The organism is Ruegeria sp. CJ3 (assembly GCF_056536725.1).
In genome coordinates this window covers 369290-383902 of record NZ_JBQFQE010000003.1, presented here as the reverse complement: position 1 = coordinate 383902, position 14613 = coordinate 369290, and the positions used below count along the sequence as shown (strand labels likewise).

Sequence of the window (14613 nt, the reverse complement as noted above, 5' to 3'; positions counted from 1 at the left end):
CGGTTTCAGAGAGGCCGTGCTTGCGGCGGAGGGTGCGGGCTTGCAGCTTGCGCGTTCTCATGACCGCGCCTCCCCACCATCAATGCGGGTGACGCTATCCAGGAGCTTGTAAATGCCGCAGCGAGTGCGCCCGGCTTTGGGGTCGTTGTCGAACCAAACGGTTTCGATGTTGAGGCCCTGATCCTCACGAAGCCCCATGACGAAATGGCTCAAACGGCAGGGGCTCGCACAATGCACAGGGCCATCAATGAGGGCGTCAACAAGACGGCGCTTATTTTTGCTGACCCAGAACTGCCGGATCTCGCCTGCCTCGGTCGTGACCTGATATTCGGCGGGCTCGGTTTGAGGGGGAAGGTCACGCCACTTGGTGACCCACAGTGCCGATTTCAGGAGTTTTTCTGGTGTTATGGTTTCCATGCTCGGATACCTCTTGCTTGCGCAATGGGTCAGAACACGTTACATTTCTTGGAGTCGTTGCCGAGACTGATAAAGCGAAATGTTCCCGTGTCCATGTTGCCCCATGGCGCGGGTTTCGTTTTAAGCGGCAGCGCGTTGCGCCTTGGCTTCCTCAACAAGATTTTGGATTTCGGATTCAGACCAGCGCGTGGTCCCTTCCAACTTGACCGGCTGCGGGATTTTCCCGGCTGCGGCCCTGCGCCAAACGGTGGCGACACTGCAACCAAGAATGGCTGCGGTGTCTTTCACCGAAAGAAGGCGGTCTGCTGTGATTGCGTTCATTTTCAACATCTCGCGGTTAGTTGCGACGTGTTGAGGCTAGGTGCTGCCAGACGATGCAGTGAGGGTACTATCGGGGTTGAAAATACCCGGCCTATAGCATTGATTTAACTAAGGGTTGTTCTTTCGGCCAGTTCGGAGTGTTGAGTACCTTTGACCTGCGATTTGAATTGCGTTGCTTAACTTACTTGCTTCAGGCTGGGTAATGTTCGCACAAATCTCATCCGCCCCCCTTATCCATCGCCTGACTGTACTGTCATCGACTGAGTACAGATTTCTGATAGTTTTGTTGTGCTTTCGGTCGCTTATTTCACCGCGCTTTGCCGCCTGAGCATAGAATACGGCCATAGCAATATCGTGCCTCTCTCCGGGCCACATTGGATTTCCGTCTTTAAGTGTGGCCAACCGAATAGGGTCGGGCATCAGCCCTTGAGATAGATGGTGCAATATCCCTTCGATCCGCGCTAACCCCTCATCGGCAATCGAGGTCCCGCTGGGCTGTTTCGATATCCACAACCGGCACTCTTTAAGTAACGCCTCGGATGCCTCGAACCACTCCTTAGAAAGCAGGTGGTTGCGGTCCGAATGTGCGAAGTTAGTTTCCTCAGCAATCTTTGCTGCCCTATCGAAGCGCTCAACTTCCTCATTGCGGATTTTGTCCAATCGGTTGAGCCTTTTTCCGAATTCCCACGTCACAATCGACCACCAATCTCAACTACGTCAGCGCTTTCCTGCGTTACTAGTTCGGCCCACTTGTCCAGCGCGACGGCGCGCTCAGCCAGCAATTCAGCCTGATTGTAGACACGGGCAACAGCGCTGGCTTTTGAGGCTGTAGCGGCGTGATTCAACACCCGGTCCACCACAGACTCCGATATGCCGCGCTCAGCCATGTGTGTTGCAAACGCGGTTCGGAAATCGTGTAGCCGCCAAGGCTCGAATTCATCGCCAAGCAGTTCATCAAGTCGGGCTTTCATCTTGCTCCACCCGGATATTGGTGTGCGGCCTGTTGTGGTGAACAAGAGGTCTGATGTAGCAGATGTAGCGGATGTAGCAGGAGCCTTTCCCGTTTTTTTACTTTTTCTGGCCTCGGCCTTCGCCGCCTCTTGGCGGGAAAGCACAGCCCTGATTTCTAACAGGGCAGGGGCCGAAAGGTGGGTGATATGTCCCCGGTCGTTCTTTTCCTGTGAAGTCGCCTTTTTGAACCTGGCCTTTGAAAGTTCCAGTTCGCTTTTGCGCAAGTTGTTGATCGAGGTGCGCCGCTGAACCGTCAGCATCAAGAGGCGGACAGGAGGCCCCCACAAATCTCCTAGTTCATAGGTTTTTTTCCATATGGCGCGGATTTCATCGAGGCTGAGTACCCGTTCCCGGATTTGCTCTTTAGTCGCGCGCTCAAGGCGATCCCCGATATCCTGATCTAGATATTCCCGACGCCATGCCCATCGCGTGAAATGCTTGAGCGCCGCCCTGATCCGGTTGGCCATGAACAACTTGCCTTCCTTGGCCTTGTCGTCAATTGGCTTTTGCAGGCTGGCGCGCGTCAGATCCCCGATAGGTTGGGTAAGGTGTTTTCTCAGTGCGTCCTCAAGCTGGCGCTTTCTTTCCCCCTGACGCTTCAAATTGGATAGGTGCAGTTCGTCATAGGCGTCCAGTACGTCTTGCAGCGTCTGGGCCGTTGCAGCGGCTCTCTCTTGTTCCCTGCGCGTCTGCTTCGCCTCCAACACGCGGTCAAAGCCCCGCGCGGCTTCGGCTTCTATCTCAAGAGCTAACGCGCGCGCTTCTGCCAGCCCAAGCGCCCCATCCTCGCGCTTACCAGTGGGGGACCATGTGCAATATGTGCCAAACGTATGTTTGCGCTTCGCGCCGCCCTTCACGCGCTTCTCATACATCCAAACAGCGCGGGCAGGGTAAATCCGCAGCCGCAGCCCGGCGCGCTTGGTGTCCGATATCTCGTCCCGCCCATCGGTCGGGGGCCTGAGCTTCATAAGGTGGGCGTTGGTAAGCTCTTTCTTCACAGTTTCGCCTCTGGGGGACTCATGGGGGACAAAATGCCCGAGATTGAGTGATACGATTTGATACTAGATTAGACGCCAGTTGCTCAGGGGACAACAGTGAGAGCGTCGGAAATATCCTTTTTCATAGGGAATTTTGCGGCGAGATGCGACGGGGTGAGACTGTAGGCGATTTTCGTGACAGTCCATGGTGTTTCTGACTTTTAATCAGTGGGTCGCAGGTTCGAATCCTGCACGGCTCACCACTTTTTTCAAAGGGTTAGCAAGAATAGGCGAGATTTTTCCGCGCCTACAGCAACCACCTAGCAACCACGCGGCATAGATTGACGTAGAAACGTGTAGAAAAACGTTTCATTGAACGCGTGACTTTCCTCTTTTCATAAAGCCGTAAGGCATTGTTATTTTGGTGTTTCTTGACAATTCGAAGAGCTTTTGGTACACTGACTATGTACAGAGCGGCAATTGACTGTCGCGTGCAACTTCCAAAACAGCACGGAAAACTAGAACGGCTGCGCCCAAAATGCGCAGATGTGCCTGCCTGTACCTCATCACAACAATCAAAATCTCAATAGCACAGGAGCTTTCCATGACGGACAGCAAAATCTCTTCGCATGTCAAACTGTCAGCAGATATGTCCCCCACTCAGAAGAACCGAATTTTGAACGATCATTTCCGAAAGACAGGTGAAGGCGGGGTTGTCATGATCTCCATGGGGATCCATCTTCTAGGAAGAGCGACCGTTGACGCGATCATGAAACAGCTTGCCGGGGATGCGGGCGACAAAAGCGTAGAATCTGGCGGCGAACATGACGTGGGTTCAATCAAGGTGAACAACCGAACGGTGGACTGGGAAATCAACTACTACAACAAAGACCTCGATGATGAATCCCCAGATTCGACGGACCCGCTGCAGACGACAAGGCATATGGCAGTTTTGCTGTCCACGGAATATTGAGTTTTCTAGCCAGTTCTCGAAGGAGAGCTGGCTTTTGTCGTTTTGAGGTTTGCAAAAACTCCTTTTCTAGTAACTTGACTGAAATCATCAGAGTCTTGTTCCCAGGTACTTCCGGAAAGAAGTTGATACTCTAGAAGCCCAAGGCGGGGGCTACTGCGGAGTTTCCAATTGGTGAAACAGCGTCCAGCGGCTTAGGAGAATATTTACCAAAGTTACTGTATGCATCGGTGGAGCAATGTAGGCGAAAGTAAAGTCTAGGTCATACAAGCTAAAGTGCCGAGCTGCCTTGTTGCTCAAGCTGAGTGTTTCAATCGCACGAGATAGTCTCAGTAAGACGCCAAGACAGGAGAAGAAATTGAACCCAGAAATGGGACTAGAGGAAATTTGCCGGACTAAGCCCAGAGGAGCAGTCGCACCGGCATTTCTGTCTGAGAAGCAAACCGCATCCTATCTCAATATGTCGGTGCAATGGCTAAGAAAGTGCCGATCAAACGGGAGTGGGCCCAAATGGAAGAAATTTGGTCAAGCTATCCGTTATCCCATCGCCGATCTTCAAAACTACATCTCGCAATCAAGCCGCCAGTTTACTGGGCAGGATGTAGAAAGGGCTGACCAATGTGTCGCCACTTCAAGAGATTGGAAATCTAGCTCTGGAACTAAGGTACGTTTCTAACGCCCGATCCGTTTAGATTGTAAAGCTTGCAAACAGCAAATTTGTAGACGTGTCGGCAAGAGGCCGACCAGAGCATTGACGAAGTCCTTCCCTCTGGTCGGTTGCCACCAAATCAAACAGCCCAGCCTCAGCGCAGAACTAAACGGTTGCCTTTGTAACCGCTGGCTAAGGTGTGGCTGCCATTCAAAGAGGGCATCCAAAGATGCGACCCGAGAAAAAAAACTCTAAATCTGAGCCTACTCGAACAACGAAGAAGAAGCGTCAGGAGAAGGAAAAAAGCGACAATGCTTGTAAGGCAACGAGTAATACTAAGAAACAGTCTAAATATTGGGATACACGCTTTAATTTAGGGAGTTCACTAAAGGATATCAGTACTTCCCACCCTAAACTCAGCCTAAAAAATAATGTTACACGCTTCGACGATGACCGGGCTCACAGCAAAGAAATCCACAGAGAAACTTGCGACAAGTACAGCGAAACTGTTTTCAGTTCTTACGAGAAGCGCAGGTTTGTAAAAACTGATATTTCAGACTTTGATGCGCTGTTGGGCCGCAACGGCCTCTACGCAGATCACATGCCAGCCAGTGATCTTGAGTTGCGGAAAAAGTTTGGAGAATTGACGATTGATCAACTCCATCAACTTCATCTCAGAGCCAAGAAAGATCCGCTTCTGAAGGTGTATTGGATAACCTTCGTTGATGAAGCCAACATGGTCAACGAGAGACGCGGCACGTTTCAGGTATTTAAGTTTAAGCAAAAGGTTCAATCAGCAATCCGCAACTACACGTCTATGAGCGCCCTTGGCGTTCTCGAAGTTCAGGCGATGAAAAACTATCCCAAAGACCAGAAAGGGAAGTTCTTTTCTCTACATGCTCACGTCCTCTGCTGGGGATACGATACTTGTGACCCCAAGGCGCTCATGGATCATGCTAAAGGCTTCAAGAGCAACATCTCCGACTTGCCGATACTCTCCAAAACGGCAACCGTTCTTGAAGGCAGTTTCAGCAAACTTGGACGGTACATGACTAAGCCACCCTACCTAGGTAAAGAGGTTGATTACCGTAAATTTGGAACGGGTGAACCTTGTCTGTTCCCGTCGCGGGAGTTGAACAAACACCATGATTTTCGGCTGTTTGAGTATTGTGCAAAGGTGCCGATGGAACAGACGATCTTCGGCGTGCGTGACGGCACCAAGCTCAGAAACAAAATTGTCTCTGGCCTTAAGAAATGGCAATCACAGAGAGAGGGCACCGAAGTCAAACTTGGACACCGGATCAACAATGTGTTCAAGCGCTTCTATGCCGATAACAAGCGGTTTAAGAACTACCGGCCGTTTAAGGTTAAATGGAAAAAGCCCACAAAACGTAAGTGATAGATATCTAGGCGGGAGTAACATCCCGCCTATGGTGTTCTGAGAAGAAGATGGTGATCACATCGGAAGCCGCCATTCGAGCGGTATGCGGCTAAGGTCGCTAAGAGCCCGACCTGTACCTTTGATTTTTGTGCTGCGCGCGCACGCAGCGGGAAAATCGCTGCAATTGCGAAGTTGCGGACGCCGCTGCGCGGCGGGCAAACCGGTCGTTGATGTTCGATGCGGCGAAGATGGACCGGCCAATAAACAGGTCGCGAACGAAGTCGCCTTTTGATTCTCCTCTAACAGTGTTCGGCTTCGTTGCGCGGCCGTGTCGTGACGAGGGTGCGTCCTTGACTCTTCACCGGCTAGGAACCACAAGTGTGCATTGGTAAGATTTTCTCGTCGCCGCGATGCTGCCGGTTGCGACAACCCAATGGCCTTCAGACTAATTGTAGCATGTGCCCCAGCATTGGAACGGGTTTCGCTGGGGTCTTCGCTATGAGCTCGTTCCTCGCAAGCATTCGCAACTGTCACCTGACATGCCCCTGTCACCGCGTGACCTAGGAAAGAAGGCGCCGTATGAACAGCACATGGCCCGTAAATTGCGTGCTTAATGACCGATAGATCAGGTCTCAGGCTCCGTTTCAATCAGTCTTTCATCGTGTTTACGCGCTGCATTCTTTGTTTGATCCCGACACTTTTGGTGTTGCTCTCAGGTACGCCGCTTACTGCCCAAGTTGCAGGCAATGCCGAAGGATCGGTTTGTGACGAAGGTTTCGAAAACAAGAACGGATCGTGTCAAAGAGCAAACGCACCTGAAAATGCGCATTTGACCGGCAGTTCCTATGGTCCAGGTTGGGAATGCAACCATGGATTCAAGCGTGTTGGAGATCTTTGTGAGGAAATAGCCGTTCCTAAAAACGCATATCTTGCATCGACCGGAGATCGATGGAAGTGCAATCGCTTGTTCCAACGTGTCGAAGATAGATGTGAAGAAGTGTTTGTGCCTGAAAACGGGTTCGTCGAAACACGATTTGGTGCTCAAGAAGCACATTGCCACTGGGGTTTTCGCAAAGAGGGCCGGGAGTGCGTTGCAATAGAAGTTCCCGAGAACGGGCGCTTATCTGACAGGCGAAGCGCTGACGGCTGGGTGTGTCTGAGAGGGTTCAAAGCGACGGAAGGTGGCTGTGACTTCGTGATCGTTCCCGATCACGCATACCTCGCGTCTGACACATATTCTGGATGGAAGTGTGAGCGTGGTTTTCGCGCGAACCAGGGCAGGTGTGTTGCGATCTTTGTCCCTTCCAACGCTCACTTAAATCGAAGAGGTGACGGTTGGGAATGCAATCGGCCGTTCACGAGACAGAATGACAAGTGCGCCGAAAATGTGCCGCGACAATAGGTTGGTGGAAATCAATACCGCCTGAAATATCCGGAAGGACCAAGCCGTGAACCATAACTCGATTGACGAAAACTTGGGTAAAATGCTCAAAGCCGAAAAGGCGCATCGCTGGTCCTACAGAGTAAAGATGATTATCGCGATAGTGGTGTTTGTTGCGGCGATAGTTGTTGTGGTGTTTCTCTGATGCGTAAAAATGCCCCTCAAGTAACCCTTCCCGGTTCAAAGGCATCAGCTCGTGGTCTGGAACAAAGAGCATTTCAGGACCGCAGTGTTCGAAAGGCGCGGAACGCTGACGTATCAGGAGTGGTCGAAGAAGAGTTCGGAAAGTACTTGATTAAGGCTGGTATTCTGAGCGGCAACAGCGTTGCGCGCGCATTTCCCAAGCCACCAGCCAAAACACAGGCAATGATTGCCGATGCAGTAGGTGAAACACCGGCATTGGCCATTGAAACCTTAAAGGAAATTCTCGAAGAACGGGACAGGAAGCGTAGCGGTCAACGCCGTTTGGAGGGAAACTCCGGCACACTCGTTCCCAGTGAAAGAGAATATGCCGAGGCATTGCGCCAGATCAGGTTGACCCCTGCGCAGGTCACAATGCTCAAAGCACTTACAATCGCAGGCAAGGACGGTCTGACCATTGGTCACTTGTCTCAGGCAGCCGGTTACAAATCGCGTGAGGCCTCCATCAAGGTCTTCAAGAAAATAGGACTAATGATCGCAGAATATCTGGAGCTCGAACTTCCCGAAGCCGGATCGGCACAGAATGATGGCGCCGCGCAGGTTCTGGCATTTTCTCACATCGAAAGTGACGATGAGCCAGCAACTTGGATTATGCATCAGGAACTGCGTGATGCTGTTCGTTCGGTCCTATGACGCAAAATCAAGCACCTGATTCCGAAGAGAGTTCCTGACCGTACCAAATGCACGAAAGGTTGCACACGTAGCTTATGCTGGAGAAGAAACCATACCCGCTCGACCTGATCTATGTACCTGTGAAGCGTGCAAAAACACTTGATCAGCAAAAAGTCCTGACGCTGGCCGAAGATATCCTGAAGAACGGTCAAAAGACCCCGATCCAGATACGCGCTGACAACAAAAGGTTCGTGCTGATTGAAGGTCTTCACCGACTAGAGGCCATCCGCGCCCTCGGCGGTGATACGGTCGAAGCCTATTTGGTCCGCGCCAGACTACACTAAACTCTTGTTGGAATTGGCATTCGACAAAGCCTCGGAAAATGTCAGCAGGCGCTGACTTTTTTCATCCCAAAGATGCAATCGTGTACAATGCAGGCTCTCATACAGAGTAATACGCTGGCAATTTTCCAACTCAGAATGGTCACGCAAAACCTCGTTTAACCGATAGAATGGTATGCGACTGGCGAGGTGGTGCACATGGTGCACACCGATATTGCCAGAGAACCAACGCAGGACGCCGGGCAGGGCATAGTGAGAACTTCCGTAGAATGCGGCGTTCTGAAGATTCCACCACTCTTCCCGTTCCCAGGTCGTGTGTTCAAACTGGTGTTGAATGTAGAAAAGCCAAATTCCAATTGACGACGCGACAACCACGGTTGGCAGGAAAACACACGCCAACACCTCAAAGCCTCCGGCCCACAAAATCAGAGCCAACAACCCTGCAATTGCGGCGTTTGTTCCCATCGCACTTGCCCAGTACAACCAGCCTGACCGCATGAAGCCAACAGGTAAGCGGTATTGAACAAAGAACGTATAGATCGGCGCAACACCGAAAAGGAAGACGGGACTCCGGGTCAGACGATAAGCGGCACGCCCGAACCAATTCCGCTCCAAGTATTCCTCAATGGTCAATGTAGGGATGTCACCCATACCGCGCCGATCAAGGTTACCGGTTGAGGCATGGTGAATCGCATGGCTTTGTCGCCAAACGTCATAGGGTGTCACGGTAAGAACACCCAGAACCCTGCCGGTCCAATTGCATGCGCTGCGGTTTTTGAAGAAAGATCCATGGCCACAATCATGCATAATGATGAAGATGCGGACCAGAAATCCGGCGTTCAGAACAGCCAGTAAAATTGCGATCCAGACGCTAAATGATAACGCAAACCACGTAAGGGCCCATAGCGTGAATAAGGGGACAACAGTGATCGCAAGTTCAAAAACACTGCGCTTCGCATCGGGCACACGGTATTGCGCGAGCACCCGCGTCCAGTCTTTAGGTTGCAACTTACTTGGTCTCCGACGGCTTATTGTCGCCCATTGTTCAAACGGGCACCCTTATGGGGTGCCCGTGAAAGGTTAGGCGAGTGCCAGGTTGGCGGCGCTTTCGCGTCCGTCACGGCCAGCTTCGACGTCGAAAGTGACCTTTTGGCCATCCTTCAATTCGCTTAGGCCGGAACGCTCAACTGCTGAGATATGCACGAACACGTCGCGCTTACCATCTTCAGGCTCAATAAAGCCAAAACCTTTGGTTGAGTTGAACCATTTTACTGTGCCATTTGCCATGGTGGAAGTCTCCAAATACTTGCCGCCCGCATCATTGCGGCGACTCGGCGTGGTCGGTCTGAATCGAAAGACTGAACGCCGAATTGAGGAGACAGCAGGTCGAAAAAGAAAAACGTAAGCCTCACGTATATGGACTTCGAGTACGCACGATACAAGCTTTGATACGATGATGATCTGAGTCTGCATATCCCAGTTTGGGCTCAGACCGGCCCAATGCTCGCGGCGTTTCTCAACAAAAAAGGCAATCGGACAACGGCCATTCAAACCGATGGTAAAATTCAGGCGTCGGCGCGGTGCTGATGTCTGGGCCTGGCGGGAGGATTGGAGGGACCACTATGCCAAGAGTCCAACTTCCCGCTATCACCTCGAAACGAAGAGCCTGGAACAAGGGCCGGATCATCGGCCAGAAACGACCGCTGTTGCCGAAACAGGTCTGGGCGATCCGCGCGCGGCTCGAACTGGCGGGCAACCTGCGCGATCTCGCATTGTTCAACGTGGCGATTGATAGCAAGCTTCGTGGATGCGATTTGGTGAAACTGGCCGTCATCGATTTGGTGAGGGATGATCGCGTTCGCGAGAGGGTGTCCGTAATCCAGAGCAAAACCAACCGGCCCGTTCAGTTCGAGCTCTCCGAAAACACGCGTGATACGATTGCGGCGTGGATCAAATCGCCGGAAATGATGGGCTGCCGTTTCATGTTTCCGAGCCGGTTTCATGACCGCCCGCATATCTCGACCCGCCAGTATGGCCGACTTGTGCGGGATTGGGTGACCGCGATTGGGCTGGAATCGAGCGGATACGGCACCCATTCGCTGCGCCGGACCAAGGCGGCAGAAATTTACCGGAAAACGGGAAATCTCAGAGCGGTTCAATTGCTGCTTGGACACACAAAGGTCGACAGCACTGTCCGATACCTTGGCGTCGAACTTGAAGACGCCCTGAGTATCGCCGAACAAATCGACATCTGAATTATGTTGGCGGGCGGCACATGCCGTTCGCCAATCCAGATCGGACCTACAGCCCATCCGCAGTAGTGGTTCGGATCGAGCCCATAGTCACCCGGCGTTGGCGGCGCAGCGAATGTCTCATATGGTGCGATTGATCGCTCAATAGACTTTCGGGAGATTGGTGGTGCAAAGCGATGCTCAAAGACTTGTGGTTGGTGGAACGGGTTTCCTTGGCGGTGCGATTGTTGACGCGCTTGTTGAGAGTGGTCATCGGGTCGCTGTGCTTTCTAGGGGTGTTACCGCGCGAACACTTTCGGAAGGTGTTGAAGTCATTAGTGCTGATCGCCATGGAAGCTTGAGCGCGCTTAAGGGGCGACATTTCGACTGGGTCTTCGATACCTGTGCATTCACGCCAGATGCGGTGTCAGCTTTGCTGGATGCACTGGACAATGAGCCCAAGCGTTACGTTCTCGCTTCATCACTTTCGACATATGGTTGTTACGACAAACCCGGACTGACTGAAGCCGCTGAAGTGCCAGAGGCGACCCAAGTTGATTTCGAACGGGCAGACACAGTGCTGCTTGAAGACCGTGGGTCTGCTGCTGCCTACGGACCATCGTATGGCCCGCTGAAACGCGCTTGCGAGATGGTTGCAGAACAGAAACTTGGAGACAGAGCAACTGCGCTGCGGATAGGTTTAATCGTCGGCACAGGAGACTATACCGACCGACTTACTTGGTGGGTTCGGCGAATTGATGAAGCCGGGCGCTCAAAAAGCCCAACAGTGTTTGCACCGCTGCCTACTGACCGCCCTGTTCAGGTGCTTGATGTGCGTGACGCAGCAAGGTTCGCAGTGCTCTGTGCCGAAGACGACCTCGGCGGCATCTGGAATGTGAACGGCGATGTCATGGCGATGCAGGATCTACTCAACGAGATTCATGAAACCACAGCATCAGCGGGTGAAATTCACTGGGTTTCTGCCAATGTTTTCTTGGAAGCAGGCGCCGAGCCTTGGACAGATGTGCCTCTTATGGCTCCCGAGGCACCTGCTTTCCGCCATTTTCTCGAAGTGGATGCCGGTCGCGCCAGAAATGCAGGTCTCAAATCCCGGCCCCTGCGGGAAACACTCGAACCCCTCCTGAGATGGGATCGCACAAGGCGTGGGAAGGCTCTGATTTGCGGGCTGAGCGCCGAGCAAGAAAAACAGCTTTTGAATGTAGTATCCTAAGCTGCGGTCTCGAAATCGCGGTGAGGTTACTTCCTACGCCGAAATGCCTAGAGCTGAAGCTCGTTCACCCGCAGCGAGAGTCCGGTTCGTCCGCACCTCGATGGTCTGACTAGGTCGCGGTGAAAGGTCGATCTCGGTTCGAGCGGAATTGACACCCGCGAATGACCGGATCGGAGATTTTTGCCGCGCCGCAACGACAGGCGCGCCGCGCCTGCGAACAAATGCTGCGTCAGCAATAGCCGCGCGAACAAAAGGCGGGTTCGTCCGCTCCTTGCTAGTTCGCCGAGTGCAGTGCGAATGGCCGCGATCTCCGAAAACGGGTGTTCGAGCTTCGAGTGGCGAAGAAACTTGAAGAGCCCAAAGTGACAGATGCTGTACGTCGCGCGTTTGTCTCCATTCAAGGATTGTGTTCACCAATTGGGTTCGGAAGACAGGCCTTTCCATCGAGGCGTCAAGCGAAATTGCGCCAGTCTGGCCCCGGATATCGGAGGTGTAGCCCGGCATCGTCCCAAAACGCATAGGGTGAAGCGTAGCTGCGGGCGTTGGAGTCGCGGGGCGGAATCGTTCCGTTCATCAATCCTTTTGGGCGTGGCAGGTTGGTCAAACCCTGTGCACCCTCATATTTAGTCAAAATTTCGGCTGCGGCGATGTCATCTAAGTCGACCCCGACAAATGTTCCAGCTGTGATGGAATGCGCTTTATACATCCCCGCATTATACGCATCGATAACTGACAAGAAGAGCTCAAGTCGTTCGTCACGCACTGTAATGTCTGAGTAGTCCGCACTGAGATGGAAATACAGATATCCCGAAATGAAATCTGACACAGTCGCCTTGTCGCATACGTCTTGTTGAACAATCCAGAATGCTGCATCCAAGCGGTCACCATATAAGTCGTGAAAGTCAGTAGCGACCCCGTGCCAAAGATTAATGTCCGGACCAGGCAGACTTTCTAGGAAGGGAATCCAGCCATCGTTCAGCATATGAGTTTGATCCGTCTCCCCAACTTCAGCCAACCAATCCTGATAGGCCTGATTTCTATCAGCACGCTCGGCATACCAATCATCAACAATTTTGCGCATCCGCAAGAATACATCTTTACGCCGGACGTTCTTAAGTTCTTGGTTTGGAGGTGAGTGGCGGTCTTGTTTTCCGATATCCATAAAGCGACGCAGTTGGTTTTCTGAGCGCAATTCGTCATCTGACCGAGATTTTCTACCAAAGCCAAGCTCTTTGATTTTAATCATTTCTTTCGTCGTGATGGCATCAACTCCATCTGACCAGAGGTTCGACCTGTGACTGATCGCAGTCATGGCTAGTCCAGCGGCCGATGCACCCACGGCCAGTTTTCTGACCTCTGGCTTGAGAGGCTTCCAAAATAGCGTTGGCTTTAATAGCCCCAGTCGTCCAAATCGGACCAGATACGCATAGCGGGCGGTATACAGAGCGACCGTGAGTCCTGCCATCACAACTGCAAGAAACAAGTCCTGACTTTGAAACGGAGAAATGAACATTACCGCGACCGAAAGCGTACTCATCATACAGAGCAAGAAGAAGAGTGTTGTCAAAAACGTCCGCATAGCGGTCGAATACAGTTGAACTATGGCATAACTACGGAAATCGATAGCAAGTGGACGTTGGTATTTTGCGTATCAACGGTAGCTTTAATCCCGAAGGCGGTCGTTCTAGCCCCACATGGACCATGTCCGCATTTGTTGTTCACTGGCTGCGGTTAAGGCACGACCATTCAAAAGAATTTCCTAGACTGACTCGGTCAATAGGTGCCATTTGCTTTCAGGTATCTGTGCTTAAATTGGCTGAGCATATTGAAAATTTGCGGATAAAGACCTTCGTAATCCTCTGTACGAAGATGAAACCTTGATACGAGCCCGAACTAGTGACCAACGACAACTTCAAAATAGAGTGGAATGATGAAAACAAGGGTCTGAACGTACCAGCGAAGGTAGTTGAAGCCGTGCTGGATCTCGTTTCTCCGTTCACATCCTCTTTCCGACAGGTAGGAAATGGTATCAACCTCTGGGCAGAGCGGCGAAGCATGCTGTACATCGCCGAAACGCTCAGACGGTCAAAGGAAATTGCTGAGCAGGAAAGCATCCCTATCACGCCAAAGCCGCCAAAGTTAATCGCGGAATGGACTAAGCATGTAGCTTTGGAAGACGATGAGCTACTGCGCGACAAGTGGGCGAGGCTGTTGCTCAACAGCTCACAGCAGTTTCGAGCCCGAGACGTCATATTTGCAGGGTTTTTATCTCGCATCGGTCATACAGAAGCGCTTGTTCTTGATGAACTATGGCAAAAGACCGTGTGGTCTGAGCGAAGCCCAGACACGACGCTGCTTCAGGAAATCGCGGGGGTCGGTGCGAGGCATCCGATGCCACATAAGAGTTATCTTTCTCTAATCGATGTAAAAGTTCCAAATATTCCAGTCGTTCAACCTGACCGAGAACAGTGGTCGAAAATTGCAGAAGATATTTCTCACAAACTGCGCGACCTTGGCGGATTTCCTTTGAAAGTGACACTTCGGAAATCAGTTGCTCATCAAATTGACAGCGGTGGATATGGATCGCCGGTAGCCGAGAGCTACAGTGACAACAGCGAACTTCACATAGCACACGATTTACAGGCTATTGGAATATTTGACCATTTTGAGTTTACCATCCCGAAACCCCTTGGAGTTAACCCTTTTGAGCCCGAGGTGGAGGTGAGGTTACTAGCGCCAAGCTTGATGGGTATTGAGTTTCTTCTAGCCGTCACGCCGTCATCGTCTGAACGAGAATACCGCTAGATACCCCGCAATGGTCGGGCAAACT

15 protein-coding genes are annotated in these 14613 nt (G+C 52.0%); 8 read left to right on the top strand and 7 right to left on the bottom strand.

Annotated elements, in window-relative coordinates:
• Positions 1-57: 57 nt before the first annotated feature.
• The 4 genes from ACR0J1_RS07660 to ACR0J1_RS07645 form a co-directional block, all read right to left on the bottom strand.
• Positions 58-417 (bottom strand): hypothetical protein, encoded by a 360-nt coding sequence (locus tag ACR0J1_RS07660; RefSeq protein ID WP_480731934.1) that lies wholly within the window; start codon positions 415-417, stop codon positions 58-60.
• A gap of 120 nt (positions 418-537) precedes the next feature.
• Positions 538-738, bottom strand: coding sequence for a helix-turn-helix transcriptional regulator (locus ACR0J1_RS07655; protein WP_480731932.1), 201 nt, complete (start codon positions 736-738; stop codon positions 538-540).
• A gap of 108 nt (positions 739-846) precedes the next feature.
• Complete coding sequence (locus ACR0J1_RS07650; RefSeq protein ID WP_480734501.1) at positions 847-1431, bottom strand: hypothetical protein; 585 nt, start codon at positions 1429-1431, stop codon at positions 847-849.
• Positions 1428-2747, bottom strand: a complete 1320-nt coding sequence (locus ACR0J1_RS07645) for a tyrosine-type recombinase/integrase (protein WP_480731929.1) — start codon at positions 2745-2747, stop codon at positions 1428-1430. The genes ACR0J1_RS07650 and ACR0J1_RS07645 overlap by 4 nt, the downstream gene beginning before the upstream one ends.
• A 583-nt stretch (positions 2748-3330) precedes the next feature.
• Between ACR0J1_RS07645 and ACR0J1_RS07640 the strand changes: the two genes are divergently transcribed.
• The 5 genes from ACR0J1_RS07640 to ACR0J1_RS07620 all read left to right on the top strand — a co-directional run bounded on the left by ACR0J1_RS07640 (position 3331) and on the right by ACR0J1_RS07620 (position 8324).
• On the top strand, positions 3331-3699 hold the full coding sequence (locus ACR0J1_RS07640) for a DUF3768 domain-containing protein (protein ID WP_480731927.1): 369 nt from the start codon (positions 3331-3333) through the stop codon (positions 3697-3699).
• Between the two features lie 875 nt (positions 3700-4574).
• Positions 4575-5744, top strand: a complete 1170-nt coding sequence (locus tag ACR0J1_RS07635; protein ID WP_480731926.1) for a hypothetical protein — start codon at positions 4575-4577, stop codon at positions 5742-5744.
• Between the two features lie 1430 nt (positions 5745-7174).
• A complete protein-coding gene (locus tag ACR0J1_RS07630; RefSeq protein WP_170670428.1) occupies positions 7175-7312 on the top strand; it encodes a hypothetical protein in 138 nt (45 codons plus the stop codon).
• Positions 7312-8001 (top strand): hypothetical protein, encoded by a 690-nt coding sequence (locus ACR0J1_RS07625; RefSeq protein ID WP_170670427.1) that lies wholly within the window; start codon positions 7312-7314, stop codon positions 7999-8001. The genes ACR0J1_RS07630 and ACR0J1_RS07625 overlap by 1 nt, the downstream gene beginning before the upstream one ends.
• Positions 8002-8075: 74 nt before the next feature.
• Positions 8076-8324 (top strand): ParB N-terminal domain-containing protein, encoded by a 249-nt coding sequence (locus ACR0J1_RS07620; protein WP_480473583.1) that lies wholly within the window; start codon positions 8076-8078, stop codon positions 8322-8324.
• On the opposite strand, the gene ACR0J1_RS07615 is transcribed toward ACR0J1_RS07620, so the two are convergent.
• Together ACR0J1_RS07615 and ACR0J1_RS07610 are read right to left on the bottom strand one after the other, a co-directional pair.
• The gene (locus tag ACR0J1_RS07615; RefSeq protein WP_480731923.1) at positions 8316-9329 is read right to left on the bottom strand and encodes a fatty acid desaturase; all 1014 of its coding nucleotides are present in this window, start codon (positions 9327-9329) and stop codon (positions 8316-8318) included. The genes ACR0J1_RS07620 and ACR0J1_RS07615 overlap by 9 nt on opposite strands.
• 72 nt (positions 9330-9401) lie before the next feature.
• The gene (locus tag ACR0J1_RS07610; protein WP_170328727.1) at positions 9402-9608 is read right to left on the bottom strand and encodes a cold-shock protein; all 207 of its coding nucleotides are present in this window, start codon (positions 9606-9608) and stop codon (positions 9402-9404) included.
• Positions 9609-9943: 335 nt separating this feature from the next.
• Here ACR0J1_RS07610 and ACR0J1_RS07605 point away from each other — a divergent pair, with 335 nt between their 5' ends.
• Together ACR0J1_RS07605 and ACR0J1_RS07600 are read left to right on the top strand one after the other, a co-directional pair.
• Positions 9944-10576 (top strand): tyrosine-type recombinase/integrase, encoded by a 633-nt coding sequence (locus ACR0J1_RS07605; protein ID WP_480534992.1) that lies wholly within the window; start codon positions 9944-9946, stop codon positions 10574-10576.
• 163 nt (positions 10577-10739) lie between these two features.
• Positions 10740-11783, top strand: coding sequence for an NAD-dependent epimerase/dehydratase family protein (locus tag ACR0J1_RS07600; protein ID WP_480534990.1), 1044 nt, complete (start codon positions 10740-10742; stop codon positions 11781-11783).
• A 451-nt stretch (positions 11784-12234) separates the two neighbouring features.
• Here the strand turns inward: ACR0J1_RS07600 and ACR0J1_RS07595 are convergent, their stop codons facing one another.
• Positions 12235-13296, bottom strand: a complete 1062-nt coding sequence (locus tag ACR0J1_RS07595; protein WP_480731921.1) for a hypothetical protein — start codon at positions 13294-13296, stop codon at positions 12235-12237.
• Between the two features lie 383 nt (positions 13297-13679).
• Between ACR0J1_RS07595 and ACR0J1_RS07590 the strand changes: the two genes are divergently transcribed.
• Positions 13680-14588, top strand: coding sequence for an Abi-alpha family protein (locus tag ACR0J1_RS07590; RefSeq protein WP_480731919.1), 909 nt, complete (start codon positions 13680-13682; stop codon positions 14586-14588).
• The last annotated feature ends 25 nt before the right edge of the window (positions 14589-14613 follow it).

Bases quoted from the DNA above. Each gene is read 5' to 3' on its own strand.
- ACR0J1_RS07660 (WP_480731934.1), bottom strand. From the start codon at position 417: ATGGAAACCATAACACCAGAAAAACTCCTGAAATCGGCACTGTGGGTC.
- ACR0J1_RS07655 (WP_480731932.1), bottom strand. From the start codon at position 738: ATGAACGCAATCACAGCAGACCGCCTTCTTTCGGTGAAAGACACCGCA.
- ACR0J1_RS07640 (WP_480731927.1), top strand. From the start codon at position 3,331: ATGACGGACAGCAAAATCTCTTCGCATGTCAAACTGTCAGCAGATATG.
- ACR0J1_RS07635 (WP_480731926.1), top strand. From the start codon at position 4,575: ATGCGACCCGAGAAAAAAAACTCTAAATCTGAGCCTACTCGAACAACG.
- ACR0J1_RS07625 (WP_170670427.1), top strand. From the start codon at position 7,312: ATGCGTAAAAATGCCCCTCAAGTAACCCTTCCCGGTTCAAAGGCATCA.
- ACR0J1_RS07620 (WP_480473583.1), top strand. From the start codon at position 8,076: ATGCTGGAGAAGAAACCATACCCGCTCGACCTGATCTATGTACCTGTG.
- ACR0J1_RS07610 (WP_170328727.1), bottom strand. From the start codon at position 9,608: ATGGCAAATGGCACAGTAAAATGGTTCAACTCAACCAAAGGTTTTGGC.
- ACR0J1_RS07605 (WP_480534992.1), top strand. From the start codon at position 9,944: ATGCCAAGAGTCCAACTTCCCGCTATCACCTCGAAACGAAGAGCCTGG.
- ACR0J1_RS07595 (WP_480731921.1), bottom strand. From the start codon at position 13,296: ATGTTCATTTCTCCGTTTCAAAGTCAGGACTTGTTTCTTGCAGTTGTG.